1 protein-coding gene is annotated in these 451 nt (G+C 28.2%); it reads right to left on the bottom strand.

The window, feature by feature from the left end; all coding sequences use genetic code 11:
- Nucleotides 1-111: 111 nt before the first annotated feature.
- On the bottom strand, nt 112-451 hold a 340-nt coding region (locus M0D21_RS22910), incomplete at its 5' end, for a DUF4199 domain-containing protein (RefSeq protein WP_248334378.1).

Here is a 451-nt window from a genome sequence, read left to right as displayed (position 1 = left end):
AATTAAATAAGTCATGACTCTGTGTAAAAAGCAGATGCATCCATAGATTAAACCGTATTTAAGTATATGTTTATAGATTGAGGTTTTGTTAGGCTTCATAATAGATAGGGGTTACATTTTTTTCTTTTTGTACATAAATGCTCCAGCTATAGAAGCGATTAAAGAGCTAATTACGATGTTTATTACTAAATGAGATAATTTCATTTTGAAATCGAATTTGCTTCTGGCAGTTGATGTTATCTGATCAACCTCTTTTGCAGATAATTCGAGATTGTTGAACATTTTAGTCTCTTTATTTCTCTCAAGAATATTGCTTAAATAATCTGGGTGTATAATGTTTGTATAAAACAAATACCAAATTTGACTAAAAATAAGTTGGAAAATGCCCATAAAAATGCCAATTTTTAAGGCATCAAGAAATTTCAGATAGCCATTATTATTCTTTTTAAAT

The sequence above is a fragment of the Aquimarina acroporae genome, from assembly GCF_023195925.1.
GTDB lineage: Bacteria > Bacteroidota > Bacteroidia > Flavobacteriales > Flavobacteriaceae > Aquimarina > Aquimarina acroporae.
The sequence above is the reverse complement of the archived record's forward strand: the minus strand, read 5'-3'. Positions and strand labels throughout refer to the sequence as shown.